21 protein-coding genes are annotated in these 25887 nt (G+C 70.9%); 9 read left to right on the top strand and 12 right to left on the bottom strand.

Annotation, left to right across the window (positions count from 1 at the left end; genetic code table 11):
• The first annotated feature begins 13 nt into the window (after window positions 1–13).
• Window positions 14–1525, top strand: coding sequence for a hypothetical protein (locus E1286_RS08620; RefSeq protein ID WP_132610484.1), 1512 nt, complete (start codon window positions 14–16; stop codon window positions 1523–1525).
• Between the two features lie 19 nt (window positions 1526–1544).
• On the opposite strand, the gene E1286_RS08615 is transcribed toward E1286_RS08620, so the two are convergent.
• The 7 genes from E1286_RS08615 to E1286_RS08585 form a co-directional block, all read right to left on the bottom strand.
• Window positions 1545–2858, bottom strand: a complete 1314-nt coding sequence (locus E1286_RS08615) for a transcriptional regulator (RefSeq protein WP_132610482.1) — start codon at window positions 2856–2858, stop codon at window positions 1545–1547.
• A gap of 22 nt (window positions 2859–2880) precedes the next feature.
• Window positions 2881–3951, bottom strand: a complete 1071-nt coding sequence (gene hisC, locus E1286_RS08610; protein ID WP_187368139.1) for a histidinol-phosphate transaminase — start codon at window positions 3949–3951, stop codon at window positions 2881–2883.
• A 61-nt stretch (window positions 3952–4012) separates the two neighbouring features.
• Window positions 4013–4678, bottom strand: coding sequence for an NUDIX hydrolase (locus E1286_RS08605; RefSeq protein WP_132610480.1), 666 nt, complete (start codon window positions 4676–4678; stop codon window positions 4013–4015).
• Window positions 4679–4732: 54 nt separating this feature from the next.
• Entirely contained in the window at window positions 4733–6547 is a 1815-nt protein-coding gene (locus E1286_RS08600) for a DUF4434 domain-containing protein (RefSeq protein WP_246074596.1), read from the bottom strand.
• Window positions 6548–6562: 15 nt separating this feature from the next.
• On the bottom strand, window positions 6563–7651 hold the full coding sequence (locus E1286_RS08595) for a glycosyltransferase (protein WP_132610478.1): 1089 nt from the start codon (window positions 7649–7651) through the stop codon (window positions 6563–6565).
• A 19-nt stretch (window positions 7652–7670) separates the two neighbouring features.
• Window positions 7671–8921: a nucleotide sugar dehydrogenase gene (locus E1286_RS08590; RefSeq protein WP_281282641.1), complete on the bottom strand. Its 1251-nt coding sequence runs from the start codon at window positions 8919–8921 to the stop codon at window positions 7671–7673.
• A gap of 130 nt (window positions 8922–9051) precedes the next feature.
• On the bottom strand, window positions 9052–10737 hold the full coding sequence (locus tag E1286_RS08585; RefSeq protein ID WP_132610474.1) for a glycosyltransferase family 4 protein: 1686 nt from the start codon (window positions 10735–10737) through the stop codon (window positions 9052–9054).
• A 56-nt stretch (window positions 10738–10793) separates the two neighbouring features.
• Between E1286_RS08585 and wecB the strand changes: the two genes are divergently transcribed.
• Window positions 10794–11924, top strand: a complete 1131-nt coding sequence (wecB, locus tag E1286_RS08580; RefSeq protein WP_132610472.1) for a non-hydrolyzing UDP-N-acetylglucosamine 2-epimerase — start codon at window positions 10794–10796, stop codon at window positions 11922–11924.
• A gap of 93 nt (window positions 11925–12017) precedes the next feature.
• Here wecB and E1286_RS08575 read toward each other — a convergent pair whose 3' ends face one another.
• The gene (locus tag E1286_RS08575) at window positions 12018–13202 is read right to left on the bottom strand and encodes an RNA-guided endonuclease InsQ/TnpB family protein (protein ID WP_281282640.1); all 1185 of its coding nucleotides are present in this window, start codon (window positions 13200–13202) and stop codon (window positions 12018–12020) included.
• Between the two features lie 176 nt (window positions 13203–13378).
• On the opposite strand from E1286_RS08575, the gene E1286_RS08570 reads away from it, so the two are divergent.
• The gene (locus tag E1286_RS08570) at window positions 13379–15415 is read left to right on the top strand and encodes a glycosyltransferase family protein (protein ID WP_132610468.1); all 2037 of its coding nucleotides are present in this window, start codon (window positions 13379–13381) and stop codon (window positions 15413–15415) included.
• A 6-nt stretch (window positions 15416–15421) separates the two neighbouring features.
• On the opposite strand, the gene E1286_RS08565 is transcribed toward E1286_RS08570, so the two are convergent.
• On the bottom strand, window positions 15422–16096 hold the full coding sequence (locus E1286_RS08565; RefSeq protein ID WP_132610466.1) for a hypothetical protein: 675 nt from the start codon (window positions 16094–16096) through the stop codon (window positions 15422–15424).
• A gap of 369 nt (window positions 16097–16465) precedes the next feature.
• On the opposite strand from E1286_RS08565, the gene E1286_RS08560 reads away from it, so the two are divergent.
• The 6 genes from E1286_RS08560 (at window position 16466) to E1286_RS08535 (ending at window position 22528) form a co-directional block, all read left to right on the top strand.
• On the top strand, window positions 16466–17992 hold the full coding sequence (locus E1286_RS08560) for a hypothetical protein (protein WP_132610464.1): 1527 nt from the start codon (window positions 16466–16468) through the stop codon (window positions 17990–17992).
• Window positions 17993–18024: 32 nt separating this feature from the next.
• Window positions 18025–18894, top strand: coding sequence for a PrsW family intramembrane metalloprotease (locus tag E1286_RS08555; RefSeq protein WP_132610462.1), 870 nt, complete (start codon window positions 18025–18027; stop codon window positions 18892–18894).
• 164 nt (window positions 18895–19058) lie between these two features.
• Window positions 19059–21212, top strand: a complete 2154-nt coding sequence (locus E1286_RS08550; RefSeq protein ID WP_165969643.1) for a sensor histidine kinase — start codon at window positions 19059–19061, stop codon at window positions 21210–21212.
• Window positions 21209–21616: a roadblock/LC7 domain-containing protein gene (locus tag E1286_RS08545; RefSeq protein WP_132610458.1), complete on the top strand. Its 408-nt coding sequence runs from the start codon at window positions 21209–21211 to the stop codon at window positions 21614–21616. Before E1286_RS08550 ends, E1286_RS08545 begins: the two co-directional genes overlap by 4 nt.
• The gene (locus E1286_RS08540; RefSeq protein ID WP_132610456.1) at window positions 21613–21975 is read left to right on the top strand and encodes a DUF742 domain-containing protein; all 363 of its coding nucleotides are present in this window, start codon (window positions 21613–21615) and stop codon (window positions 21973–21975) included. The genes E1286_RS08545 and E1286_RS08540 overlap by 4 nt, the downstream gene beginning before the upstream one ends.
• On the top strand, window positions 21956–22528 hold the full coding sequence (locus tag E1286_RS08535) for a GTP-binding protein (protein ID WP_132610454.1): 573 nt from the start codon (window positions 21956–21958) through the stop codon (window positions 22526–22528). The genes E1286_RS08540 and E1286_RS08535 overlap by 20 nt, the downstream gene beginning before the upstream one ends.
• On the opposite strand, the gene E1286_RS08530 is transcribed toward E1286_RS08535, so the two are convergent.
• From E1286_RS08530 to E1286_RS08520, 3 genes are read right to left on the bottom strand one after another with little or no spacing between them, the layout of a single operon-like run.
• The gene (locus E1286_RS08530) at window positions 22525–22899 is read right to left on the bottom strand and encodes a DUF742 domain-containing protein (RefSeq protein ID WP_132610452.1); all 375 of its coding nucleotides are present in this window, start codon (window positions 22897–22899) and stop codon (window positions 22525–22527) included. The two genes, E1286_RS08535 and E1286_RS08530, sit on opposite strands and share 4 nt — an antisense overlap.
• Window positions 22896–25130, bottom strand: a complete 2235-nt coding sequence (locus E1286_RS08525) for a sensor histidine kinase (RefSeq protein ID WP_132610450.1) — start codon at window positions 25128–25130, stop codon at window positions 22896–22898. The genes E1286_RS08530 and E1286_RS08525 overlap by 4 nt, the downstream gene beginning before the upstream one ends.
• A gap of 56 nt (window positions 25131–25186) precedes the next feature.
• Window positions 25187–25870, bottom strand: coding sequence for a DUF998 domain-containing protein (locus E1286_RS08520; protein ID WP_132610448.1), 684 nt, complete (start codon window positions 25868–25870; stop codon window positions 25187–25189).
• Window positions 25871–25887: the final 17 nt, after the last annotated feature.

The raw sequence follows: 25887 nt of genomic DNA, 5'->3' as shown, positions 1-25887 counted from the left end.
GGAGAAGCACCCGATGTTGACACGCAGGCAGTTCGGCTTAGGAGCGCTCGCCGCCGGCGCGCTCGCCCTGGCGCCGGCCACCCGGGCCCTCGCCGACGGATACGACTACACCTCCCGCGAGACCTTCGACCATTTCGACCGCACCTGGTACGCCGGCACCGGCGGGGAGCAGGCGGCGGGCACCAACGAGCACGGCGGGCTGGCGTGGGGCCAGTCCTACGCCCTGGCCGGTTTCGTCAGGATGTACGAGACCTACAAGGACACCCACTACCTGGACCGGGTGATCGAGACCGTCGACCAGATGCTGGCCAACCGCGACTCCGAGCGCGGCGTCACCGACTACAAGGGGCGATCGCTGCCGGCCTGGCGCGCCATGCATCCGTACACGCTGGGCAAGGTCACGCTGAACGACGCCGACGGGCGGCCGGCGTTGGAGGTGCGCAGCGCGGTGAGTTACGCCGACCTGACCACCGTGACCGTGCGCTCGGGCACGTCCGAGGGGCGGTTCACGCTGGAGGTACGCGGCAGGACCGGCACCACGTCGACCTTCGCCGACCTGACCATGGACCCGGCCTCGCCCGACTTCGCCCCCGACCGCATCCTGGCCGCGTATCCGTCGTCCATGCTGGTCACGGCCAAGGCGCTGGGGGACGGGGTGCCGGCCGCGGGCAGCACGCCGCTGGTCTCCCAGCCGGTGGTCTTCACGGTGCACACCGGGATGATCACGTGGGGCATGGCGTCGTTCGCGCGGGTGGTGCTCGGCACGCCGACGCTGCATTCTGTCCCGAAATATCGTGCGAAAGCGGAGGAATACCTTCAGGCGGTGCGCGACGCCGCCGCCGCGCACGACGACGAGTGGCGCCAGACCGACGACGGGTACGGCTACTTCGTCTGGAACAAGGGCACCCCCCTCGCCTACGACGGCACCGAGCAGCCGACCAACCAGTTCCTCGCGCTCGGCCAGACCTACGCCGAGATCTACGCCGCGACCGGCGACCGCTTCTACGGCGACCGGGTGCGGGCGCTGGCGCGCACGTTCGCCCGCGAGCTCAAGCCCGGCCCGAACGACGCCTCCACCTGGTCGTACTGGCCGACGTTCGGCCACACCTACCGCGGCTTCACCAAGAGCCAGGAGATCTCCGAGTTCACCCCGTCGGGCAACGGCGCCCGGCAGATCGAGGACCTCAGCCACGGCGCCATCGACGTGGAGTTCGCCGTCCTGGCCTTCCGCAACCAGCTCGGCTTCAACGGCGCCGACATGGTCCGGCTCGCCCGCGCCTACACCAGGAACATGGCCACCACCGACCCGCAGGGGGTGCCGACCACGACGCTGCGCGTGGACGGCACCGGCGGCTTCGCGGCGGCCGGCCAGTATCTGCAGGCGCCCCGCTGGATGGCCCTGACTCCCTGGGACGAGGCGCTGCACCCGCACGCCCTGTCCGTCTACGTCGGCCGTGAGCTGCAGGTCGACCAGGGCTCCCACCTGCTGGGCGTGGCCTATCTCAACTGGGGCGCGCGCCGCTGACGCCGGCGGGCCCGGGCGTTCAGCGCGTGATGAGGCGGTACGGCTGACGGGGGCGACCCGCCTGCGTCGGCCGTACCGGGGGCAGTGCCCAGGCCAGGCCCTCCTCCACCAGGTGTTGCAGCACCCTCCTGGCGCTCCTGGGCGCGAGGCCGAGGATCTCGGCGACGGTCTCGGCGTCGACCACCACGCAGCCGGGGCCGAGCCGCTCGACCAGCCGGTCGCGGATCCTCACCGCCCGCGAGCCGGGCTCCGTGACCGCCCGGGAGCCCGGCTCCGTGACCGTGCCGGGGCTGCCGCCCGTGCGGGTGCCGGCGCGCCCGTGCGCGGGCAGCGGCAGCGCCACGCCGTCGCCGTCCACCAGGAACGCCGCCGCCCCCACGGCGCGGGCCCGGTCGAGCGCGGTCGCGGCGTGGGCGTCGGCGTCCCTGGCCGTGCCGCCGAGACCGAGGCCGCACACCACGTCGAGACCCACGTCGGCGCGCACCCGGTCGACGAACGGCGCCGTCCGGAAGCCGTCGGTGACCCGCGACAGCGCCCCCGCAGTGGTGATCAGCGCGTAGGCGTGCTCCTCGCGCGGCACGACCGTGGCGCCCATCAGCCGCGCGTCGGCCAGCAGCGACCGGTGCAGCAGCAGCCTGAGCTCCTGCTGCCGGTAGTCGCCGGGATCGGCGGTGCCCGGCCTGGCCACGGGCGACACCAGCGCGATCGCGATCTGCGACTCCTGCGCCCGGTTGCCCGCACCGAGCAGCGCGGCGGTGTCGATGGCCCGGCGCACCGTGCTCGCGGCGGGGGTCATGCGCAGCACCGGCACCCCGTCGGCCGTCAGTCTGGTGGCGACGGTGCGGACGGTGGTGAGGGCCGCCGTGGTGGCGCCCTCGCGGTGGAGACGCTCGTGAAAGCCGGCGAAGCCGCGCACCGAGTCGGGCCCCAGGTATTCGCGGACGTGCACGCCCGCCGTGGGCAGGCCGATCTCGTCGTACGCCTCGGCGACCTCGGCGGGCGCGATGGAGTCGATGCTGACCCGGGCCGGGTCGACGCCCTGCCCCAGCGCGCCGCGCAGCAGCGCCGCGTAGAGCCCGGCCCCGCTCACCGGCACGTACGTGGCCGGGACGTCGAGCTCACCCGCCTGCGTGGCCAGGTCGTACTGGAGCGGGCCGGTGAACAGCACCGCGTCGACGCTGCCGGTGATCTTGCTGAGTTTCTCGTCCTGGGAGGCGCTCACCAGCCGGAACGTCGCCGCCGTCGGCAGGCCCGCACCGACGTGCACGATCCGCTCCACCAGATCGTGCGGGCCGACCACCCCGATGGCGATCCTCGATCGCAGCCGCTCCACGGCACGCCCCCGAGACCGTTCCTCAGCCGTTGCGGAACGCGTCCGCCGCCCGGAGCAGGACGTCGTTCGCCTCCGGGGTGCCGATCGAGACGCGGACACCGTCGGGCGGGTACGGCCGCACGGCGACGCCCGCGGCGGCGCACGCGTCGGTGAAGGCGAGCGTGCGCTGCTCGTCGTCGAAGCGCAGCCAGACGAAGTTCGCCTCGGTCGGCGGGACCGTCCAGCCCTGCTCGACCAGCGCCTCGCGCACCCGCGTGCGCTCCTTGACCACCTGCTCGACCCGCTCCAGCAGCTCGTCCTCCGCCTTCAGCGAGGCGATGGCGGCGGCCTGGGCGAGGTGGTTGACGGCGAACGGCACGATCGTCTTGCGGACGGCCGCCGCCACCGGCTCCTGCGCGATCATGTAGCCGACGCGCAGCCCGGCCAGCCCGTACGCCTTGGAGAAGGTGCGCAGCACGACCACGTTGGGCCGGTCGCGGTAGAGGGTCAGGCCGTCGGGGACGTCGGCGTCGCGCACGTACTCGTGGTAGGCCTCGTCGAGCACCACCAGCGCGTGCTCGGGCACCCGGTCGAGGAACTCCTCCAGCTGCGACCGGCGCGCGGCGACGCCGGTGGGGTTGTTCGGGGTGCAGACGAACACGATGCGGGTGCGGTCGGTGATCGCCTCGGCCATCGCGCCGAGGTCGTGCTCCTCGCCCGCCAGCGGCACCCTGACCGACGTCATGCCCGCCAGGTCCGACAGCAGCGGGTAGGACTCGAACGACCGCCAGGCGTACACCGACTCGGTGCCGGGATCGGCGACCGACGTGAGCAGCTGCTGCACGATCGTGACGGACCCGGGGCCGAGCGTGACGTGGCCGGTCGGGACGTCGTGGCGCTCCGCGATGGCCTCCATCAGCCGCATGCTCGTGGGGTCGGGATAGCGGTTGACCTCGCGCGCCGCTTTGGCGATCACCTCGACCACGGAGGGCAGGGGCTCGTAGGGCGACTCGTTGGAGGACAGCTTGTACGACCGCCCGCCGGCCGGCGCGGCCACGGACTTGCCCGGCTTGTAAGGGGCCACGGTGTCGAGGATCTTGCGGAAACGAGGCATGGCCTAACCATAAAAGGAGCGGCTCGGTGCGGCATCACCCAGGTGGGCCGCGGGGACCGGGTCAGTCTCTGAGGCTGCGCAGCATCGGCGGGTGGAGCAGCTCGGCGGGGCCGCGGCGGTAGAGCTTGGCGGGCCGGCCGCCGTCGCGGGTCGTCGTCTCGCCGGTCTCCACCAGGAAGCCCTCGGCCTTGGTGACCTTGCGGTGGAAGTTGCGCGGGTCGAGCCGGCGGCCCCAGACGATCTCGTAGACCCGGCGCAAATCGGCCACCGTGAACTCGGGCGGGCAGAACGCCGCCCCCAGCGAGGTGTACTCCAGCTTGGCCCGGGCGCGTTCGACGCCGTCGAGCATGATGCGGCGGTGGTCGAAGGCCATGACGGTCAGGGCGTCGACCGGCTGCCAGCTCATGTGGGCCTTCTCCGAGGCCGGCAGGTCGGGGGCGAGACCGAGGTAGGCGACGCTGAGCACGCGCTGGCGGGGGTCGCGGTCGGGGTAGCCGTACGTCTGGAGCTGCTCCAGGTGCACCGGCGCGCCCGGGAGGCCGGCGCGCTCGGCGAGGATGCGGTGGGCGGCGGCCGGGAGGTCCTCGTCGAGCTGGATGAAGCCGCCGGGCAACGACCAGCGGCGCAGGAACGGCGGGCTGTCGCGCCGCCACACCAGGGCGCTCAGTGCCTGGTTACGGACGGTGAGCACGACCAGGTCGACGCTGACCGGGACGCTCGGGACCATGGACGGCACGTTACACGGACCTCCCACCACCGGCGAACCGCGCGATCAGGCGGCTCAGGTGAGGATGCGGACGTGTAACGGCTCGGTGCTCTCCTGGCCGGACGGCAGGCGCACGCTGATCCGCACCCACTCCCCGGTCTGCACCTGACTCCAGTCGAACGGCACCCACGCGGTCGCCATGCCCTCGGGCAGCTCGCCCTCGATCGGGTTCTCGTCCAGCCAGCCGACGGACGAGACCACCAGCTCCTTCGTGCCGCCCGACCACTGCAGGGTGACGGTGCTGTCCTTGAGGTTGTAGCCGCGCACCTCGACGCCGTCCTGGACGTCGCGCGGCGTGCGGATGGCGTCGACGGCGATCGGCCGCTGCCAGTCCCGGAGGATCTCCGTCTCCAGCGACGGCTCGCCGCAGGTCATGAAGTCGCTCCACATGTAGGAGACGATCTTCTGGACGTATCGCCCGGCCATCGTCACCGCCTGGTCCAGGCGCTTCTTGTCGGTCTTGCCGCGCGTGCCCGTCGGGGCGCACGGCCGGTCGCCGGACGGCTCGAACGCCTCCACGTTCGCCCACAGCTGCACCTGGTATCCGGCGTCGAGCAGCTCCAGCCGGGCCGCGGCCATCTCGCGGTAGTAGTCGCGCGTGGACCCGTGGTAGGCGGTGTCGTACGTCGCCTCGCCCACCACCGGCCGCAGCCGCTCGTCCACCTCCTGGTCGCGCTCGTCGGGCCAGAACAGGCCGACCTTGCCGGTGCCCCGGCTGTCCTGCGGCGCGATGATGCCGACCCCGGTCTTCACCAGGGCCTTGAACCCCTCGGCGACCTGCCGGGGCGTCCGGCCGAAGGCCACCCGTTTGCGCGCGTCGAGGTAGGGGCTGATCAGGATGGGCTTGCCGGGCAGCTCCTGCTCGACGATCGTGTGCTGGTCGGAGTAGACGTCCAGCGTCGGATTGTCCGCCAGCGTCTCCGACATCTGCACCTCGAACGGCTGGTAGACCCCGCCGAGCGAGGGGCGGTCGGCGAAGCGCACGCCGTAGTCCTGCAGGATGCGCCGCGTCAGCGTGGTCAGCGTGCCGAGGTGGCGCGGCTCGGCCTTGGTCGGCGTCCTGGAGTCGCGGGGGGCCAGCGGCAGCGCGGGGAAGACCCGCATCCCGAACTGGTCGCCCAGGTCGAGCAGTTCGCCCAGGCTGTCGTTGGGCGAGCCCGCTATGAGGATCATGTCGTACGAGTCGGGCTTGCCGGTGAAGTCGCAGGTGGCGTCGTCGGAGCCGTCGGGCTGGGTGAGCAGGCGGTAGTAGATCCGCTTGCCGATCGGGATGGCGTGCTCCATCTCGGGGCAGCGGAACACCTCGGGGCCGAACGACTCGTCGGTCCTGTAGACGTACATGCGGCCGATCCGGTTCTTCGGATTGGCCTCCTTCAGATCACGCATGGCGGCGTCGTGGCAGGTCAGGCCGTCCTCCTCGCACGCCTCGTAGAGGGGGTCGACGGTGCCGTCCTTGGCCAGCACCTCCCCGTCGTCGGAGACCGTGCGGTACTGCAGGCCCCAGCCGATCCGGATGATCGTGTCGCCGCCGACGCGGTGGATCTCCTGGAGCTGCTTGCGCCAGGTGCACGGGTTGGACGTCGGGGTGATCCAGTAGCCGGTGACGGCGTAGGGGGCGGCCTCACCGGTGTCGAACGTTCCACAGGGGTCGGTGAACTCGCTCACCCGAGGGGTCGGGAACGTCCTCGACGGCGTCGGCGCCGCCTTGGAGCCGGCCTCCTTCGCGGGCTCGTCGGACGAGTCCGGCAGCACGATCATCACGGCGGCCACCACGGCCGCCACGACCGCGCCCACGACCAGGAAGAGCCAGCGCACGTTCAGGAAACCCAACCGCCCTCGTGTGATTCAGTGCTTGACCCCGGCCCAGGCCTCCAGCTGGGAGACGAACCGCTTCGCGGAGTTGGGCCAGTGATGGTTGGCGCGGGCGGCCGCGTAGCCGCGCGCGCCCTGGGCCTGCCGCTCGCGTACGTCGTCGCGGAGCGTCAGCACGGCCTGCGCCACCGCCTTCGGGTCCTGCCAGGGCACCACGACGCCGCTCTCGTAGCGCTCGATCAGCTCGACCGCGCGGGGCGACGGCGTGGTGATGACGGGGATGCCGTGAGCCATGTACTCCACGATCTTCGTGGGCATGGAGTGCCGGTAGTTCGGCTCGTCGTGCAGCAGCGACAGCCCCGCCAGCGCCCCGTCGAGCCGCTTGAGCGCCTCGTCGTTGGGCATGAAGTCGCGCCACTCCAGCAGGCCGTCGTGCACGGCCTGGTTGAGCATCGGACGGCTCTGCTGGTCGGCGTAGCCGATCAGCTCCACCGTCACGCGGTACGGCTGCAGCAGCCGGGCCACCTCGACCGCCTCGTACACGCCCCTGGCCCTCGACAGCCAGCCCAGGTAGACCACGCGGTCGTCGCCCGGGGGCGTCACCGAGTCGGGCACCCAGGTCTCGTTCGGCACGATGAGGTGGGCGTGCTTGAACCGGCCCGCGTACGCGGTCTCGGCCAGCAGCAGGTGCATGTGGCGCTCGGCGGTGCCCTCCAGCAGCCGGGCGAGGAAGCGCACGGGCGGCCGCAGCGGCGCCGGCAGCCACGGCTTCAGCGACAGCGTGGCCGGGGTGTCCTCGTGGACGTCCCACACCACGGGCGGCCTGTTACGCACGCCCCACACCGCGAACAGCAGCTCGGGGTCGTGGATGAGGACGAGGTCCACCTTGTCGCGCATGCGCTTGAACAGCCGGCGCGCGGCCCACACCGCGGCGATCCGCTTACGCTGGGCGGCCCGCGGGAGATCGACCCCGGTCACCCACGGCCGGGGGACGACGCCGTGAGCCGTGTAGGACGCGGCGTACGTGACCTCATGACCGGCATCCACGAGGGCACGGATCTGCCTGTGCAGAATCCTCGCGTCCTCGGGGTTATGCACCACCGTCATGACGAGCACGTGCACTGCGCGCAGCCCTCCGTCGCTACAGCCGCTCGACGCGTTCACCCTCGGCGAGGACGCCGCGGGTGTCGAGCACGAGCCTGGCCTTCGCCTCGACCATGTCGAGGTCGAAAGCGGCGTGCTGCTGCAGGAGCAGCGTCACGTCCGCGTTGATCACGGCCTCGGCCAGATCCTCCTCACGCGGCACCGGGGTGCCGTCCACCGACCACTCCTTGACGTACGGATCCGCGAACGAGAGCTCGGCGCCCAGCTCCAGCAGCGCACGCGCCACGGGAAGCGCCGGGGTCTCACGCTCGTCGGCGATGTCCGGTTTGTAAGTGACGCCGAGCATAACGACCTTTGCGCCGTTCACGGGCTTCTTATGCCGGTTCAGCAGCCGCTGCACTCGGTTGACCACGTACGAGGGCATCCGCTCGTTGATCTCCTGGGCCAGCTCCACGAACCGGAACGGGTAGCCCAGCTTGCGCACCGTGTACGACAGGTACGACGGGTCGACGGGGATGCAGTGGCCTCCGACGCCCGGCCCCGGCAGGAACTTCTGGAAGCCGAACGGCTTGGTCGCCGCGGCCTCGATCGACTCCCACAGGTCTATGCCGAGCTCGTCGCAGAAGATCGCCATCTCGTTGACGAGGGCGATGTTGACGTGCCGGTAGGTGTTCTCCAGCAGCTTGGCCATCTCGGCCTCGCGGGTGCCGCTGACCGGCACCACCTGCTCGATGAACTGCCCGTAGAACGCCTTCGCGCGGTCGCGGCAGGTCGCGGTGTAGCCGCCGACGACCTTGGGCGTGTTGCTCAGGCCGAACTTGGGGTTGCCCGGGTCGATGCGCTCGGGCGAGAAGGCCAGGTGGAAGTCCTCGCCGGCGACGAGACCCGAGTCGCTCTCCAGCGCCGGCCTGACCACCTCGTCGGTGGTGCCGGGCCAGGTGGTCGACTCCAGCACGACGAGCGTGCCCTTGGTGAGGTTGCGCGCCACGGTGCGGGTGGCGCCCTCCACGGCCGACAGATCGGGACGGTGGTCCTCGTCGAGCGGGGTGGGCACGCAGATGACGATCGTGTTGCTCCTGCTCAGCACGGACTCGTCGAGCGTGGCGCTGAACCCGTTGGCCAGCATGTGATCGAGGTCGGCGTCGGTCAGGTCATCGATGTAGGACTGCCCGGCGTTGAGTGCCTCGACCTTGACGGGGTCGACCTCCACGCCGACGACCCGCAGACCGGCAGCCACCGCCTCCTTGGCGAGCGGCATGCCGACGTAGCCCAAGCCGATGACAGCCAAGTCGATTTCTGTCACAGCTGTGCCTTTGGGAGCCGGAAACAACACTTCATGGTCGCAAAGGTTATCTCAAGTCCACCTAGCTCACGCCTAATGCGACCGAACCCGTCATGAGAGACAGACAACATGGAGGTCAACGATCCGTAAGCGATCGGTAGAGAGCTTGGTAGGTTTCGGCGACGCGGCTCCACGTGCGCTTCGCCGCGACCTCCGCGCGCCCGGCCTCGCCCATCTCAGCGCGCCTGGCGGGGTCCTCCCGGAGTCCGGCGAGCGCCTTGGCGAGCGCGGCCGGATCGCCCGGCGGCACCAGCAGACCGGCGCCGTCCGAGCCGACGAGCTCGGACAGGGCGGGCAGATCGCTGAGCACGACGGGCTTGCCGAGCGCCATCGCCTCGACGGGTTTCAATGGCGTAACGAGTCGGCATACGCGCAGATCCTCGCGCGGGCAGGCGAAGACGTCGATCGCGTCCTGGGCCTGCAGGGCCTCGTCGGGGCCGACCCGGCCGGGCAGGATCGCATCGCGCAGGCCCAGCTCGTCGACCAGCTCCAGCAGGTTCTCGCGCTCGGTGCCGTCGCCCACGATGAGCACCCGCACAGGCGTGTGGTCGTCGCGCAGCAGCGCCGCCGCCCGCAGCAGGGTGGCGAACCCCTCGTAGGCCACGATGCTCGACACCGACCCGACCACGAGCTCGTCGTCGCCGATCCCGTACGCGCGCCGGAACGACGCTCCGTCGTAGTCGGCCGTGAGCAGGGAGTCGTCGACGGCGTTGGGCGCCAGGTGGATCTTCTCCCTGGGCACGCCGCGCTCGACGATCTCGGTCGCCATGGTCTCTGCCAGCGTGACGACCGCGTCGGCCTCGCGCATCAGGAACGCCTCGCGCTCGCGCTGGAGCAGATGACGCTGGCTGCCGACCCTGATCGGGTCACGCGAGGCCCAGGTCTCCTCCAGGAAGCCGCGCACCTCGTAGACGAACGGGGTGCCCGTGCGGTCGCGCACGGCGTGGGCGATGGAGCCGTTGCGGTGGTCGGTGGCGGCGTGCAGGATCTGCGGGCGCAGCTCGGTCACGATCCTGGTGACCGCGTCGGCGCCCCTGATGATGCGCCCCTGGGTCTCGAACGGCATCTCGCCGTGCCCGTCCGGCAGCAGCCGGTGGTAGGGGATGCCGTCGATCTCCTCGTACGGCGCCGCGTCGGCGTGCCCCTGCAGCATCGGCCAGCCCCAGCTGGTCACCACGTGCGGGTCGATGCCCGCGGCCTTCTGCGAGGTGACGATGCGGTGGGTGCGCACGGTGTAGCCGGCCTGCGTGTACGGCAGCGCGTTCGTGACCACGTGCAGGACGCGGTCCTTGACCCGGCTGAGGATGGCGACCTTGGGCGCGGGCGGGATCGGGTCAGGGCTGATCGCGGCCAGCTCACCGCGGTAGTAGGCCGCCCTGCGCTTGACGAACGGGTATTTGGTGTGCGCCTCCAACAGCTCGGCGGCCTCGCTGACGCGACCGGCGTCCCAGGCGGTCTTGGCGTCGTTCCACGGGCCCTTGACCACGCGCATGCCGAGCTTGCGGACAATGCGCCGCGCCCGGCGGGCGGTCGGCCAGGCGACGCTGCCCACGACGGGACGCAGCCGGGGCGGGAGCGCCTCGGCCGCTGCCTGGGCCACGCGGACCGGGTCGGACTTCACCTTCGTCGCGACCACGCGGGAGACGATGATCGGGTGCCGGGCGAAGCCCTTGAGGAGCCCGGCGACACCGGCGCGGGCGGACTTCGCGGAAACCCTGCCGGCGGCGCGGGGGGAGTCTTGACGACTGGCGTCGGATGCCACGCCGTGACCGTACCATAGGCAACGTTTTTCCCCTTCCGCTATGAAAGGCGAGGTCAATGAGGGAGAACCCCCTGGTCCTGCACGTTCTGGGAGCTCGTCCCAATTTCGTGAAAGCGGCCCCGGTGGTGCGAGCACTCGGTGAACTCGGCGTGCGGCAGGGCATCATCCACACCGGTCAGCACTACGACGCGCTGATGTCCGACGTGTTCTTCGCCGACCTCGGCCTGCCCGAGCCGATCGCGAACCTCGGCGTCGGCTCCGGCAGCCACGCCAAGCAGACCGCGGCCCTCCTCGTCGGCCTGGAGGAGGTCGTCCAGGAGCACGAGCCCGACCTCGTCGTGGTCTACGGCGACGTCAACTCCACGCTGGCCGCCATCCTCGTCTGCGCCAAGCTCGGCGTCCCGACCGCGCACGTCGAGGCCGGTCTGCGCTCGTACGACCGGGGGATGCCGGAGGAGGTCAACCGGGTCGTCACCGACGCCCTGGCCGACCTGCTGTTCGCGACCTCACCGGAGGCCCTCGCGTACCTGGCCGCAGAGGGCGTGCCCGCCTCCAAGATGCACCTCGTGGGAAACCCCATGATCGACAGCCTCTTCGCGGCGCTGCCGTCGCTCGACCCGGCGCCCGTGGTCGAGCGGCTCGGCCTGCCGGCCCGCTACGCCGTCGCGACGCTGCACCGCCCCGCCAACGTCGACACCGCCGAGGCCGCCAAGGAACTGGTGGAGGCGGTGCTGGAGGTCTCGCGCAAGGTCCCCGTCGTCGTGCCGATCCACCCGCGCGGCAAGGCGCGGCTGGCCGCGGCCGGGCTCGTCGACGGCGAGACGGTCAAGGTCGTCGACCCGCTCGGCTATGTGGACTTCCTCTCCCTCGTGCGCGGCGCCGCCCTGGTGGTCACCGACTCCGGCGGCGTGCAGGAGGAGACGACCATGCTGGGCGTCCCGTGCCTGACCGTCCGGCCCAACACCGAGCGGCCGATCACGGTCACGCACGGCACCAACCGCCTGGTCACGCCCGCCCTGCTGCCCGCAGCGGCGGACAAGGCGCTGGCCGACGGAGCCGTCACGCCGGCCGGCGAGCTGCCGGTGCTCTGGGACGGCAAGGCCGGGCCGCGCATCGCCAAGGTGATCTCCGCCTGGCTGGAGGGCGACAACCTCGCCCCTGCCTCTCAGGCCGAACGCCAGGAATAGCGGCTCAAACCGCCGTACTATGACAAACCTCCGCGCGCGAGCGATAGGCGTATCACCGTGACTCCTCCGCTCCCTGAAGGGAACGGCTTCTCGCTAAGCCGCTTCCGCAGCCCGGCGAAGGGCAAGCCCTGCCCTCAAAATGTTGATCGCCGCGTTCACGTCGGCGTGCGCAGCATGCCCGCACGCCGTGCATCGGAACTCGGCCTGGGTGGCGCGGTTCTCCTTGGCGCAGTGCCCGCAGCACGAGCACGTGCGGGAGGTGCTGGCGGGGTTCACTGCGATCAGCTCTCGACCGGCGCTTTCAGCCTTGTGCGCGAGAATCTGCAGGAACACCCCCCACCCCGCGTCCAAGATGCTTCGGTTGAGCCCGGATTTCTGGGCGACGTTCCGGCCGGGAGCTTCGATCGTGCCGGACGCCGAGCGGGTCATGTTGCTGATCCGCAGGTCTTCGTGCACGATCACGTCGTAGTCGCGAACGAGGGCGTTCGCGGCCTTGTGTGCGTAGTCGAGCCGCTGCCGACGGACCTTGCCATGCAGCGCGGCGATACGTGCCACCTCTTTGCGGCGGCGCTTGGAGCCGGGCTTCTTCCGGGCGAGGTCGCGTTGCGCGGCGGCGAGGCGGTCAGCGGCCACGGCCAGGTAGCGCGGGTTTTCCCGGTGGACGTTGTCGGAGGTGGTGACCAGCGAAGCAACACCCATGTCGATCCCAACGACCGCGCCGGTCGCCGGGAGCGGCTCGGCTGGTACGTCGTCGCACGACAGCACGACGTACCAGCGGGAGCCTTCCCGCTTCACGCTGACCGTCTTCACCGTGCCGAGCACGGGCCGGTGCTGGTGCACCCGCACATGCCCGACGCCCTGCAACCGCACGTAGGTCGCGGTCGGGTGCTGGGGCTGGGAGTCCCACCGACAGCCGTCGCCGTCCTTGGGCCACTCCACCGTGTCGAACCAGCCCCGCCCCTTGAACCTCGGGAAGCCCGGAGTGCGCCCGGCCTTGACGCGTGCGAAGAACGCGGCGAACGCCTTGTCCAGGCGTCGCAGGGTGGCCTGCTGGGAAGAGAACGACCACCGGCTCTGACCTTCGGGATCGTCGGCGCGGATGTGCTTCAACTCGCCCGCCTGGTCGCCGTACCGGACGGTCACCCCGGCTTTGCGGTAGGCGATGCGGCGGTGTTCGAGGGCCGCGTTGTACAACTGCCGGTGATCCTCCAGGCACTGCGTGAGCGCGGCCGCCTGCTTGCTGGTGGGGCGCAACAGGAATTTGAACGACCTACGCACACCCACCTCCCACGTTCGGTAACGAGACGACCACGGCACCGGCTGGCACCGACAAAACCCGGAAGGACATCTGTGATGCGTGGACCTGGCAGGTCACGGCACGCTCGGGCCTTGACGGCCTTCCCGCTCCCGATTCCCCTGACGGCTAAAGCCGCCGGTCCCCTCGGGAGGTTCTGATGGCCGAAACCCCCGAAGAGCCCACTTTCCAGCGGCTCGGCCCCGTCAACTGGCTGCCCGAGGATCGCAAGCTCGTCGAGCGGTACGAGGCGGAGCTGCGGGAGCTGCGGCGGCGGCTGGAGATCGCCGAGGCCAAGGCCGCGTACGCGAGCTGGAAGCTGGAGGCCACGCAGGCCAAGCGGACGTACAAGCTGGGCGAGGCCCTCGGCTCGAAGAGTCCGGGGAAGATCGTCGAGGCGGTCCGGTCGAAGCAGAAGGCGCCCAAGCCGCCCATGCCGGTCAGCGAGGCGACCGAGCTGGCGAACAACCGGCCGCCGCTGGTCGAGGTGCCGCCGGTGAAGTGGCCGGCGGGGCCGGTCAACCGGCCCGACCTGAAGGTCGCGGTGATCCTGGACGACTTCTCCAGGATGGCCTTCCGCTACGAGTGGGACCAGATCGAGTTCGGGCTGAAGGACTGGCCGGAGATCTTCGCGGAGAAGCGTCCCGACCTGCTGTTCTGCGAGTCGGCCTGGCACGGCAACCAGGGCCGCTGGCGCTACCAGATGACCGGCACCAACGCCCCGAAGGAGCCGCTGCGCGACCTGGTGGCCTGGTGCAGGCAGGAGGGCATCCCGACGGTCTTCTGGAACAAGGAGGACCCGCCGAACTTCGACTTCTTCATCGACACGGCCAAGCTGTTCGACTACGTGTTCACCTGCGACGGTGACATGCTGCCGAAATATCGGGAAATTTTGGGACACGACCGGGTGGACGTGTTGCAGTTCGCCGCCCAGCCCCGCGTGCACAACCCGATCCAGCAGAACAAGGGCCGCCTGCACGACGTGGTCTTCGCCGGAATGTACTTCCGCGACAAGCACCCCGAGCGCCGCGAGCAGATGGAGACCGTGCTCGACCCCGTCAGGGAGCTCGGCCTGCACATCTTCGCCCGCAACGGCGAGGTCGACGAGAAGTACGCCTGGCCGGAGAAGTACCGGCCGCACATCGTGGGCGAGTTGCCCTACGACCAGATGCTGGCCGCGTACCGGATGTACAAGGTCTTCCTGAACGTCAACTCCGTGCTCGACTCGCCGACCATGTGCGCGCGGCGCGTCTTCGAGCTGTCGGCCTGCGCGACCCCCGTCGTGTCGGGGTGGTCGCGGGCCATCGAGGAGACGTTCGGCGAGCTGCTCCCGATCGCGCGCGAGCCGATCGAGTCGTACAACCAGGTGCTGCACCTGCTCAACAGCCCCGAGCTGCGGGCCAGGATGGGCCACCTGGCGATGCGCGAGGTGTTCGACAAGCACCTGTTCTCCCACCGGGTGGACCAGATCCTGCAGGACCTCGGCCACCGGGTCGAGCCGCGCTCACGGTCGATCTCGGTCGTGCTGCCCACCAACCGGGCCGCGCAGATCGAGCACGCGATCTCCTCGGTGGCCAAGCAGCTCCACCGCCCGCTCCAGCTCGTCATGGTGCTGCACGGCCTCGACATCGACCCGGTCGTGGTCGCCGACAAGGCCCGCATGGCGGGCATCACCGACGTCGTCGTGCTGCCCGCCGACGCCTCGCTGTCGCTGGGCGCCTGCATGAACCTGGGCATCGCCGCCGCCGAGGGCGAGCTGATCGCCAAGATGGACGACGACAACCTCTACGGCGAGCACTACCTGTCGGACCTGGTCAGGGCGTTCGACTACTCCGACGCCGAGCTGGCCGGCAAGGGCGCGCACTACGCGTACTTCGAGGGCAGCAACACCACGATGCTGCGCCTGCCCGGCCTGGAGCACCGCTACTCCTGGCTCGTGCAGGGCGGCACGTTCCTCGGCAAGGCCGACCTGTTCCGCTCGTACCGCTTCGCCGACATCACCCGGGGCGAGGACACCCACCTCGTACGGCGGCTGAAGGAGGACCGCGTCAAGATCTACTCGGCGGACCGCTTCAACTTCGTCTACTGGCGCAGCGCCGACGCCTCGATGCACACCTGGCAGGCCGACCACATCAAGCTGACCAGGAACGCTCAGTTCGCCTTCGTCGGCCGCCCCGACGACCACGTGCTCATCTGACGAGCGCTAGGCGGTCGCCTTCGCCAGGCTCTGGTCGGCGAGGCGGGCCAGCTCGTACAGGCCCTGCGGCTTGACCTGCTGTCCGACCACGAGCATGCTCATGACCACCGCGCCGCGCCTGATCATGACCGAGCCGATCTGGGCGTTGTTCTTCTCGCCCGCGGCCGTCGTGAGGTAGGCCTGCGACTCGTCGCCCTTGACCGGCATCTTCAGGGTGCGCGTCCGGTAGGTGACCTTCGTGCCGCCGACGTCGGCGGTGTAGCTGGCGCACTGCTTCGGCAGCGGCGCGGGGAAGGCCGGCGCCGGGAGCGACACCACGGCCTGCGTGATCGAGCCCCGGTCGGCGGAGAACGCGACCACCGCGGCGGGCGACTTCGCGACCTCGGGCCTGGCGGCGTCGAGCTGGGCGGCGCCGGCGCACTCCGGGCGCTCGGCCTTGGCGTGGCGCAGCGCCTCCATGCCCTGCTGCGTCGACTTGAGCGTGCCGAACGCGCCCACCTCGGGGCCGTACGCGATGCTCATGCCCTTGGGCACCGGCAGCAGGGCGGCGCGCAGCTTCGCGGTCTCGGCGGCCGACGGCTGGGCCGGGGTGGCCGAGGCGGCGGGTTCGGGAGCTTCTCCCGAGGAGCATCCGGCGAGGACGAGGGTGGTCAGAAACACGCCGGAAACAGCCTTGCGCATGGCTTCTCCAATTCGACTCTGGCGGCTCACTCTTGCGGCATTGTGGAAAACGCTAGAGGACACGCCGAGTAACGGGCTGGACAACGCCGCTATTCGCGTAATTCAACGGCTTCACGAACGATTTCCGTTTTGGCGTGCTTATTGCCGCACTCCACGCGGCGACTCGCCTGCTCGAAGCCGTCCCCGCTCTCCTGCCGCTCTCCCTCCACCCCGTGCGACAGAACGGCTTGTCGGGGCGTTCTGCGCGGCGGACTGTAAAGGCGGATGTCAGAAACGACAGGGCATTCCTCGTAACAGGTCACGCAAAATGTCGTCGAACCGCTGCGCGTCCATGCGCGGCTTTTCGCCCGGGCTGCTGATGATCGCGCCATGAGCTTGACTCCGCGCGATCTCGGGCTGGATCGCCCCATTTCTCGCCGGGATCTCTTCGACGGGATCGCCCTGGCCTCCCTGGGGAGCGCCCTTGGGCCCGTGCCGGCGGCGAGGGCCGCGTCCACGCCGTTCGCCGTACGAGGGGACACCGCCGAGGCGCTCAGCGTGCCGCACGCGCTGCGGGACGGCCGTTTCTGGGAGCACGCGGGCGCGCCCGAGCCCACCGGGGAACGCTACGACCTCGTGGTGGTGGGCGGCGGGCGCGCCGGGGTGAGCGCGGCCAACGGGTGGCTGCTGCGCCACCCGTCGGCGCGCGTGCTCGTGCTCGACAACCACGACGAGCTGGGTGATCCGCGCCCGCCGGTGCGGGCCGCGGGGCCCGACGCCGTGATGTGCGACGCGGAGAGCTTCGGCGCCGACACCCTGGTCACGACGGCCTCGCCCGGCTGGATCGGCAGGCTGCCGATCGCCGAGGCCGCCCGGCGGGACCTGCTCAGGCTGCACGACGAACCGCCCGACTGGTTCCCCGGGCTGAGCGCGGAGGCCAAGCAGGAGCGGCTGGCGGAGCTGACGTACTCGCGGTTCCTGCGGGAGGTGTGCGGGGCGCACCCCGACGTGGAGCGGTTCTGCCGGACCATGCCGAGCCGCGACTGGGCCTACGACGCCCGGGCGTTCGGGGCGATCGACGCCTGGGGCACCGGTTACCCGGGGTTCGCCGGGCTGGGGCTCGACCGGGACAAGCCGTCCCGCTACAACTCGCCCACCGTGCGGCGCGACTGGCACGGCGCCGCTCCCGCCGCCGCTCCCGCCCTCGACGGCCGGGCGCTCCTGCGCCTGTCGAGCCCGGTCGTCTCGGTACGCGACGGCGTCAGCGCCGCCACCGTCGGCTACTTCGACGGCGACCGGGTCGGCACCGTCGAGGCCGGGGCGGTGATCCTGGCGTGCTGGAGCGCGGTCGTGCCGTACCTCGTGCCGGAGCTGCCCGAGGAGCGGCGGCGGGCGCTGCGGCAGGTCGTCAGGGTGCCGGCGCTGCACGCCACCGTACGGCTGCGCGACCCGGGGGCCTGGCGGCGGCTCGGCGTCGAGCGGGTGCGCTGGACGGGCGCGTACTGGTGCGCCACGGAGTTCGCGCCGCCCGACTCCGTACGGCTGGTGGCCACGCCGTGCAGGTCGGAGCTGGGGCCCGACGCGGGCTCCGCGGCCGGCCGGCGGGAACTGATCAGGACGCCGTACGACGTGCTGGAGCGGACGATCCGCGACCAGCTGGCCCGGCTGCTCGGGCCGGTCGGCTTCGACCCGGCCGGGGACATCCTGGAGATCACCGTGAACCGGCGGGGGCACGCGTACCCGCCCGAGCACTGCCGGCCCTGGCACGCCTACCACCCCGACGGGCCGTTCCCGGCGGACGCGGCGCGCGGGCCGTTCGGCAGGATCGCCATCGGCGGCTCGGACTCGGTGCCGGCGGCCCGCGCCGACGCCGCCGTGCTGGCCGCGCACAGGGCGGTCGCGGAGCTCGCCCGGTGAGCACGGGGAGCCCGGGAAGCACGGAGGGCACCGTGCGCACCGTGCGACGGCCGTGGTTGCGGATCTTCCTGACCGGGCTCGTCCTGTGGGTGGCCAGCGTGGTCGTCACGTCCTGGACGCTCAACCCGAACCTGGTGCCGACCGTGGTGCTGCTCGGCAGCTTCCTGGTCCCCGTGACGTTCGTGGCCTGGGCGTACGGGCAGGGCCGCTCCCCCACCGTGACGGTGGAGCGGATGTTCGTCGCGTTCGTGGTGGGCGGCGTGCTGGGCGTGCTCGGCGCCTCGCTGCTGGAGAGCTGGCTGGTGCGGCCGTCGATCGTGATGTTCCTGCTGGTCGGCCTCATCGAGGAGGCCGCCAAGCTGGCCGCGCTGATGGTCGTCACCCGGCACGCGGTCAAGCGCTCGATCCGCGACGGCGTGGTGCTCGGCGCCACCGTCGGCTTCGGCTTCGCCGCCTTCGAGAGCGCCGGGTACGCCTTCAACGCCCTGTTCACCTCCCACGGCCTGTCGCTGGGCCAGCTCGTCGAGACCGAGGTGCTGCGCGGCATCCTGACGCCGGTGGGGCACGGCCTGTGGACGGCGATCGCGGGCGGCGCGCTGTTCGCCGCGGGCGGACGGCTCACCGGGCCCGTGCTGCTCGCCTACCTCGGCGTCTCGGTGCTGCACGCGCTGTGGGACTCGATGAGCGCCATCGCGATCGCGATCACGCTGGTGCTGACCGGGCGGCCGTGGCAGTTCGCGCAGCTGCGGATCGGCCGGGTGCCGGACGTGACCGCCTGGCAGGTGCACGTCTACACCGTGGTGACCTGGTCGGGGTTCGTGGTGATCTCGCTGGTCGCGCTGGCATGGCTCTGGGGGACCCTTGTCCGGGATCGCCGCCGACGGCAGATGTCGTCCCAATAATCACGGTAATGAACGCCTTGCTCCCACTGCGCCGGACACTTAATCGGTGCTAGTCTCCTGTGCGATCTTCCGGAGGTGTATTTACACAAGGTGTGGAAATGCCCCCGACTCGAGGTTGGGACATGGGCTCGCGAAACCGGTCAATTCGGTTCAAGATCTTCTTATTGCTGCTGCTACCCCTCCTGTCTCTGAGCGCGCTGTGGGGTTTCGTCCTGAACCTCACCATGGACGACGCCCGGTCCCTGCTCCGCGCGAACACCCTCTACGAGACACTCGGTGTCGCCTCCACCGACCTGGGATTGCAGCTGCAGGCGGAAAGGGTCCGCTCCGCCGAGACGCTCGCCACGCGTGAGCTCACCGAGGTGCTCGGCAGCCAGCGCGCCCGCACCGACCAGTCCGTCGCCGAGTTCGAGCACGCCGTCTCCGCGGCCGGCGACGCCGTCGGCGACGACCTGCGCGCCCCGCTGGACAACCTCCGCACCTCCCTCGACCGCCTCGCGTCGATCAGGGACGACATCGACACGGGCGGCGGCTCGCGCCTGTCCGGCCTGCACGCCTACAACCGCCTCCTCGACGCGCTGTTCCTCCTGTCCGACGACCTGGTCCCCGTCTCCGACCTGGCGATCTTCCAGCAGGCGTCGTCACTGCACACCATGGGCCTGGCCAGGGAGTACATCGCCAGGGAGCACGCCCTCGTCGTCGGCGCGCTGGCCGACCGGCGACTGAGCGAGGCCGAGACCACCGCCTTCGCCGAGTACGCCGCCTCCAGGAAGTTCCTGCACGCCCGCGGCCTGGCCGGGCTCGACGTGCCGCTGCGCAGGCCGTACGAGGAGGTCTTCGCGAGCGAGCCGTTCATCGTGTTCACCGCCATGGAGACGCGCATCGTCAGGACCGGCACGACGCCCGCCGCCGACGCCTGGCAGCAGACCCTCGACGACCTCACCTCCCGCCTCGACGACCTCGGCGCCGACACCGCCGGGACCCTGGCCGACCGTACGTCGGAGGCCGCCACCGGCACCATGGTCAAGATCGCCGTCGCCGGCGGCCTCGGTTTGATCGCGGTTCTCGCGTCGATCATCATCTCGGTACGCTTCGGTCGACGCCTGGCCGGAGAGCTGGCCGGGCTGCGTTCCGCGGCGGTGGAGCTGGCGCAGCGGCGGCTGCCCGACATCGTGGCGCGGCTGCGCAGGGGCGAGGACGTCGACGTGCGGAAGGAGGCCAAGGCGATCAAGGTGCGCGGTTCCGCTGAGATCACCGACGTGGCCAGGGCCTTCGGCTCCGTGCAGCGCACCGCCGTGAAGGCGGCGGTCGGCCAGGCCGCGCTGCGCCGCGGGGTCGGCCAGGTCTTCCTCAACCTCGCCCGGCGCAAGCAGGGCCTGCTGCACCGCCAGCTCGGGCTGCTCGACCGCATGCAGCGGCGCACCCACGACCCCGACCGGCTGGAAGAGCTCTTCCGCCTGGACCACCTGACCACCCGCATGCGGCGGCACGCCGAGAGCCTGATCGTGTTGTCGGGCGCCGCGCCGGGGCGGGCCTGGCGCCGGCCGGTGCCCATGATCGACGTCGTCCGGGCCGCGGTCGCCGAGGTGGAGGACTACACCAGGATCGCCGTCACGTCCATGCCGGACGGCGCGATCGACGGCGCCGCCGCGGCCGACGTGACCCACCTGGTGGCCGAGCTGGTCGAGAACGCCACCATCTACTCGCCGCCCGACACCATGGTGCAGGTGCGCGGCGACCGGGTGAGCAACGGCTACGCCATCGAGGTCGAGGACAAGGGCCTCGGCCTGTCGGCCGCCGAATACGGCCAGGTCAACGCGCTGCTGGCCGCCCCGCCCGAGTTCGACCTGGCCGACAGCGACCGGCTCGGCCTGTTCGTGGTCGCCACGCTGGCCGGGCGGCACGGCGTCAAGGTGCAGCTGCGCCGCTCGCCCTTCGGCGGGACGCTGGCCATCGTGCTGGTGCCGCGCGCCCTCATGGCCGAGACCACAGAAACCGCCGAGCCCGGAGAGCCCGCGCAGACCCGCGAGCCGGGCAGGACGACCCAGAACGGCGACGGCAAGGCGGTGCTGCCGAGCCGTACGCGGAAGAAGGCGCTCGCGGTCGTGACCTCGGGCACCCATGCCGGGCTGCCCAAACGGGTGCGACAGGCCCACCTGGCGCCTCAGCTCAGGGAACAGCAGCCCGAGCCGGAGCAGGAGCAGGCCGAACGCTCTCCTGACGAGGTACGCGACCTGTTCTCCGCGTTCCAGCGGGGAACCCAACGCGCCAGAGAAGAAGCCTCCGAGGAGGGGCCCATGAGTAAGGGGGACGCATGAGTGTGCCGACCACGAACAGCGGCGAGCTGAACTGGCTGCTGGACGACCTGGTCACCCGGGTCGCCGCCGTGCGCCAAGCGGCCATCCTGTCGACCGACGGCCTGGCCGTCGGATATTCGAAAGGACTGTCCCGCGAGGACGCCGAGCACCTGTCAGCGGTGGCGGCCGGTTTCCAGAGCCTGGCCCGCGGCACCGGCCGCCATTTCGGCGGCGGCGACGTGCGCCAGACCATCGTGGAGATGGAGTCGGCGTTCCTGTTCGTCACCGCGGCCGGCCAGGGCACCTGTCTGGCCGTGGTCGCCGACGCCACCGTGGACGTCGGCCACATCGCGTACGAGATGGCGATGCTGGTCAAGCGCGTGGGCCAGCACATCACCACCAATCCACGCGCCGGGGCGTCATGAGCGATCGCCCGCAGTGGTTCGATGAGGAGGCGGGACCGGTCGTCCGGCCCTATGCTCTCATCCGCGGACGCACGCGCTCTTCCGGAGACGCGTTCGACCTCGTGGCGACCGTGCGCGCGATCGGCGACCCGCCGGACGACCTCGGTCCCGAACAACGACACATCCTGCGGGCAGCCCAGAGCCCGATCTCGCTGGCCGACCTGGCCGTCGAGCTCGACCTGCCCGTCGGCGTCGTCCGGGTGCTGCTCGGCGACATGCGTGACCACGGTCTCATCTCGGTGACGTCGCCCACGGCAGGAGGGGCGCGGTCGAATGAGCGCATTCTCAAGGAAGTGATCAATGGACTCCGTGCTCTCTGAGGACCCCGTCGCGCTCAAGATCCTGATCGCGGGCGGGTTCGGCGTCGGCAAGACCACCCTGGTCGGATCGATCAGCGAGATCAGGCCGCTGCGCACGGAGGAGGTGCTCTCCGACCGCGGGATCGGGATCGACGACCTCGACGGCGTGGAGTCCAAGACCACGACGACCGTGGCGATGGACTTCGGCCGCATCACCATCCGCGACGGGCTGGTCGTCTACCTGTTCGGCACGCCCGGCCAGGAGCGGTTCTGGTTCATGTGGGACGAGCTGTCCTACGGCGCGCTCGGCGCGGTCGTGATCGCCGACACCCGGCGGCTCACCGACTGCTTCCCGTCGGTCGACTACTTCGAGCAGCGCGGCACGCCGTTCGTCGTGGCCGTCAACTGCTTCGACGGCGCCGACCAGCACAGCGTCGAGGACGTCCGCATCGCGCTCGACCTCGACGACGACGTCCCGGTCATGCTCTGCGACGTGCGCCGGCGGACCTCGGCCAAGGAGGTCATGATCGCGCTGGTGGAGCACTCCCTGCGGACGCTGACCTCGGCCAACTAGAGCGCGCGCAGGCCGTTGATGACCTCGCGGAGCAGGCTCTCCGACGGGGCGGCGGCCTTGTCCCGCGGCGGGCGCACCGTCACCAGGCCGTGCTCCAGCACGTCCCCCAGCAACACCCGTACGACGCCGACGGGCAGGGCCAGATCCGAGGCGACCTCGACCACGGGCCTGGCCTTGCCCGCGACCAGGTTCAGCAGCCGGCGGTGCTGAACGCTCAGCTCGGCCTTGGCGGAGACGGGCCAGCCCGTCGAGACGACGGTCGCCAGCAGGTCGACCTCGGCGGAGGCGGACCTCGTACGCCCGCGTGCGACCGCGTACGGCCGCACGACGGGCCCCGCCTCCTCGTCAACCCACTCGTGCTCGCGGCTCACTGTTCAGATCCCCCATCCTGGTCGCTGTCCTGCCGCCCGCGTTGCCAGCCTGATTGGAGCGAGGAGAGCAGTGCCCTGGCCTCCTCGGGCGTACGTTCCTCGGCCGGCACCGCGGGCGTCGGCGCCTGCTTGAGCCGCTGCGACAGCCCCGTCTGCCGTTCGCGGCGGGGCAGGCCGGCCTGCTGCGGCACGGCCTGTCCCTGAGCCTCGTACTGGGCCTCGTTGTCCACGAGGTTCTGGACCTGCGCGGCGGCCCGCCTGCTGGTACGGATGCGGCGGGGCAGGTCGCCCGGTCCGGTGGTCTCGGCGTGGACGACCGACACGGAGATGGGCGTCAGGTCCATCGGCTGCGTCGGCGGCGCCATCAGCTCCACCAGCTCGGCCGGGACGAGCACGATCGCCGTGGTGCCCGCGTACGGGGACGGCTTGAGCGTCACCTTGACGCCGTGCCGGGCGGCCAGCATGCCGACCACCGCGAAGCCCAGCCGCTCGGTCTGCGCCGGGTCGAACTCCGGCGGGCTGGCCAGGCGGGCGTTGACGGCCTTGAACGTGGCCTCGTCCATGCCCAGGCCGCGGTCCTCGATCTCGACCGCGAAGCCCCTGCCGACCATCTCGCCGCGCACGGAGACCTCGTTCTCCGGGGACGAGAACGACGCGGCGTTCTCGATCAGCTCGGCGAACAGGTGCATGAGGTCGGCCACCGCGCTGCCGGGCACGCCGACCTCGGGCATCGGGTAGACCCTGACCCGGGTGTACTCCTCCACCTGGGCGGCGGCGCCGCTGAGCACGTCCTCGACGGGGATGACGCCGCGCCATCTGCGGCCCGCGGAGCCGCCCGACAGCAGCACCAGCCCCTCGGCGTGGCGGCGCATGCGCGTGGTCAGGTGGTCGAGCTTGAACAGCCGCTCCAGCGCCTCAGGCTCCTCCGTCTGGTGCTGCATCTCGTCCAGCAGCCTGAGCTGGCGCTGCAGCAGCGACTGGCTGCGCCGGGCCAGGTTGCGCAGCGCCTCGGAGACGCCCTCGCGGAGCCTGGCCTGCTCGACGGCCGCGTCCACGGCCGTGCTCTGCACGCTGTCGAACGCCGCCGCCAGGTCCGCGACCTCGCTGGTCGGCTTCTCGCCGACCTGGATGGGCGGGGCCTCGGCCGCGATGTCCACGGTCTCGCCCTGGCGCAGCTTCGTCACGACGTCCGGCAGCCGGACCTCCGCCAGCTCCAGCGCGCTGCGCCGCAGCGCCGCCAGCTCCTCGGCGAGCCGCCGGCCGACGCGGATGGAGACGACGACAGAGAACGTCACCGCGAACAGGCCGATCACCCCTGCCAGGACGGCCCGCACCACGATGCCCGTGCCGGCCGGCTCCATCCTGGCCAGCAGCTTGTCGCCGGTGCCGTGGACGGCTTCGCGCAGCTCCGTCTGCACCTGATCGGCGATGCCCCGCCACAGGTCGACGTCCATCGGCCGGCCGCCGATGTAGCCCTCCAGGAGGTTCTCCATGGTGACGTAGCGGGGGGAGTAGTACAGCTTCTCGAAGGGGGTGCGCAGCTCGGCGTCGAGGTTGGCCAGGGCCTTGGGGAAGAGGTACGTCCTGGTGCCGTCGATGCCGGCCAGCAGGTGGACGTCGCGCATGCCGGCCCGGCCGTTGGAGGCGATGACCAGGGCGTGCTCGCGGGCGAGCAGCTCGCGTACCTCGTCGGCGGCGATCAGGCCCTGCGCCTGCAGCGACAGCTCCAGGTCGGTGCTCATGGTCAGCCGGGAGTACAGCAGGTGGATCTCATCGGTGATCTTGGCGTACTCGGTGACCAGGTCGCCGGGGGTGAACTCCCGGTCGTCCACCTTGGCCCTGATGTCGGGCAGCCGGTCGACCGCCTCCAGCACGGTCTGGAGCTGTTTCCGCATGTCGGGGGTGAGGGCCGCACGGGTGTCCTCCGACTCCGCGTGCTGCCGCAGCGTCTTGCCGGTGGCGTCCACCGAGGCCCTGGTCCGGGCGAGCGTCTCGGCTTCGTCCGGGGCGCCGGCGATCTGTTCGGCCGAGGCCAGGCGCTCGGCCTGCAGGTTGGTGACGAGGTCTTCCGAGGGGTCGATCACACCGGTCCAGATCGCGTCCACCTTGAACAGGTTGAGCGCGTCCCCCAACGTGGTGCTCGCGGCGAAGCCCCAGAGACCGATCAGGGAGACCAAAGGGATGACGAGCAGCGTCGAGATCTTGAATCTGATGGATCTGCCCGATGCCATGACACCTGCTCCCGGATAGAAGATCGCGGGAGAGAATAGCACCCAAACTACTGGTTTTAAGATCGACTAGCGATAAATCCGTGATATGTCGGGAAATTTGCGGTTGTCGTGGTGCTTGCGATGCTCTGTCGCCACGTGACTCTGACCAGCCACGCGGCCAGCACGACGAGCAGGGCCACCTCGGCGCCGAGGAGCAGCCGCTCGACCAGCCCGATCAGCACCCGGTCGCCCGGCAGGGCCACGTACGTGATCGCCAGCAGGCCGAACCCGCCCGCCAGCGCCACCCACTCCACGACCCGCGCCACCGGCTTCCACACGGCGTCCGCGCCCAGCCTCGGCACCAGCAGCGCGCCGGCGGCCGGCAGGCTCACGAAGGCGGCGACGGAGACGTACCGGTGGATCTGCGCGGCCAGGTCGAGATCGTGGCCGATGGGTGTGGTCGGGACCACCGCGGCCACCACCAGGGCGCCCGACCACACCATCAGCAACCGCTCCGGCATCCCCCGTACGGGCGCCCCCGCGGCCCGCAGCCCCGCCAGCAACACCAGCGACCCGATCCCGAGCACCGCCATCGCCACCTCCGTGACGCCCCCGCGGTCGGCCACGGCGTACTCGCTGATGGTGACGTTCATGGGGTCGAGGTAGGGGTCGGGATCGAACTGCCCGACCAGCACGCCGACCACCGAGAACAGGATCGAGGCGCAGGCGATCAGGGGGAAGAGCCTCTTCACTGCGGTCATGCGCCCACTCTGTCCCC

Origin of the sequence: Nonomuraea terrae, from assembly GCF_004348995.1 — a bacterium.
GTDB lineage: Bacteria > Actinomycetota > Actinomycetes > Streptosporangiales > Streptosporangiaceae > Nonomuraea > Nonomuraea terrae.
This window is presented reverse-complemented; position numbering and strand designations above follow the sequence as displayed.